Source organism: uncultured Marinobacter sp. (genome assembly GCF_963974375.1).
In the GTDB taxonomy this organism is placed as follows: domain Bacteria; phylum Pseudomonadota; class Gammaproteobacteria; order Pseudomonadales; family Oleiphilaceae; genus Marinobacter.
On record NZ_CAXBDN010000390.1, the window covers coordinates 1 to 2,555 of the forward strand.

Genomic DNA, 2,555 nt, shown 5'->3' on the forward strand with positions numbered 1-2,555 from the left:
GTTCAGGATGGCCGGATTCCGGTGATTATCCTGACCCACACGGTTCAGGAACGGCAGATCAACCAGGCCATCATTGAACTGGAAGCGCTTGCTGAAGTGGACGACCAGGTGGTTCGTATCCGCGCTGAAAACTTTAACTGACAGGTATTTACGGTGAGATACATCAGTACAAGGGGGGATGCTCCCGCGCTGGGTTTTGAAGATGTCCTGCTGACTGGTCTGGCCCCGGATGGCGGGTTGTACGTGCCCGAGTCACTGCCGCATTTCAGTCTCGAAGAAATTCGAAGCTGGCGAGGCCTGTCCTACAGCGAGCTGGCCTTCAACGTCATGCATCCGTTTGTGGAAGATGCCGTGCCGGCCGCTGATTTCCGCAAGATGCTGGACGAAACCTATAGCGTGTTCGCTCACCAGGCGGTTGCCCCCCTGGTTCAGCTCGACAGCAATGAATGGGTGATGGAGCTGTTCCGGGGGCCTACCCTGGCGTTCAAGGATTTCGCTCTGCAGTTGCTGGGACGTTTGCTGGACTATGTGCTGGAGAAGCGCCAGCAGCATGTGGTCATTATGGGAGCCACTTCCGGAGATACCGGATCGGCTGCCATTGAAGGATGCCGGCGTTGCAAGCACGTGGATATCTTTATTCTGCATCCCCACGAACGGGTGTCGGAAGTCCAGCGTCGCCAGATGACTACCGTCAAGGGCGACAACATTCATAATATCGCGGTGCGTGGCAATTTTGATGATTGCCAGCGCATGGTGAAGGCGAGCTTTGGCGACCAGTCGTTTCTGGGAGGCAAGGCTCAGCTGGCGGCGGTCAATTCCATCAACTGGGCCCGCATCATGGCCCAGATTGTCTATTATTTTCACGCTTCCCTGGCCCTGGGCGGGCCTGACCGCAGCCTGGCATTCTCGGTGCCTACCGGTAACTTCGGCGATATCTTTGCCGGTTATCTGGCCAGAAAGATGGGTCTGCCGATTTCGCAGCTGGTCATCGCCACCAACCGTAACGATATCCTGCACCGCTTCATGAGCGGCAACAGGTATGAGCAGCACCAGCTGGAACATACCCTGTCGCCGAGCATGGACATCATGGTGTCCAGCAACTTTGAACGGCTGTTGTTTGATCTCCACGGTCGGGATGGTGCGGCTGTCAGAACGTTGCTGGAGAATGCCAGCAAGGGCCCGGTCAGCATTGAGGATTACCGCTGGCGTTATGCCCGCAAACTGTTCGACAGTGATGCCATCGATGACGCAACCACCTGTGGTGTTATTCGCGAGGTGTTCGAGCGCAACGAATATCTGCTGGACCCGCATACCGCCATTGGTGTGCAGGCCGCCCGTAACTGCCGTCGTGACCCGGCTGTGCCCATGGTGACCCTTGGTACTGCCCATCCTGCCAAATTCCCGGATGCCATCGCGGCTTCCGGCCTGACCATCAAGCCGCCGTTGCCGGTGCACATGGCGGACCTGTTCGAGCGGGAAGAGCGTTACACCGTGCTGGAAAATGATCTGCCTGCCGTGCAGTCGTTTATTGCGAAACACTGGAAAAACGCCGGAACGGCATGATTCCAAAAAAGATCCTGCGTCGCCCCCGGCCGGACACTGCTCCGGACTGGGGGCAGCAGCTGCCGCCCTTGCTTCACCGACTTTATGCCGCCCGTGGTGTCAGCTCCGACGCTGAACTCGCCTATACCCTAAAACACCTGGCTTCGCCGCTGGATCTGCGTGGTATTGACCGTACCGTCGAGATTCTTGCAGAGGCGATACAGCAGAGTAAGCGGGTGATGATTCTGGGTGATTTTGATGCGGACGGTGCCACCAGTACCGCGGTCGCCATGCTGGGTCTCTCGATGCTGGGGCTGGCGGATATCGACTTCCGGGTGCCCAGTCGGTTTGCCGACGGCTATGGCCTCACCCCGGGCATCATTGAGCGCCTCAGGGATGAGGGGTCTCTGCCTGACGTGCTGATTACGGTGGATAACGGTATTGCCGCCCACGAAGGCGTCGCTGCGGCCAAAGCGCTGGGCATGAAAGTGGTGGTGACCGATCACCACCTGGCGGCCGACACCCTGCCGGATGCAGACGCCATCGTAAATCCCAATCAGCCTGGCTGCCCGTTTCTGAGCAAGAATGCGGCCGGGGTCGGGGTGATGTTCTATGTGCTGACGGCACTGCGCAAGCATCTGCGGGACCTTGGACGCCTGCCGGAGCCGGAACCCAATCTCGGCAGTCTGCTGGATCTGGTGGCTCTGGGTACCGTCGCCGATGTGGTGCCTCTTGATCACAACAACCGGATCTTTGTGGAGCAGGGGCTCCGGCGTATCCGCCAGGGCCAGGCCCGGCCCGGCATCCTGGCCCTGCTGGAAGTGGCTGGCCGGGACTTCCGCGACATCAGTGCGACCGATCTGGGCTTTGTGGTGGGTCCGCGCCTCAACGCTGCCGGCCGCCTTGATGACATGAGTATTGGCATTGCCTGCCTGCTGGCGGACAGCCCCGATGAAGCGCAGCGGCTGGCCAGAGAGCTGGATACCTTCAACCGGGAGCGCCGTTCCATCGAG

At 59.5% G+C, this 2,555-nt stretch carries 2 protein-coding genes; both read left to right on the forward strand.

Features of this window, described 5'->3' with window-relative positions; translation table 11 throughout:
* Positions 1–153: 153 nt before the first annotated feature.
* Positions 154–1,563, forward strand: a complete 1,410-nt coding sequence (gene thrC / locus AAC035_RS20500; RefSeq protein ID WP_339806967.1) for a threonine synthase — start codon at positions 154–156, stop codon at positions 1,561–1,563.
* Positions 1,560–2,555, forward strand: a 996-nt coding sequence (locus AAC035_RS20505) for a DHH family phosphoesterase (protein WP_339806969.1), incomplete at its 3' end; no start/stop codon positions are given. The genes thrC and AAC035_RS20505, both read left to right, overlap by 4 nt.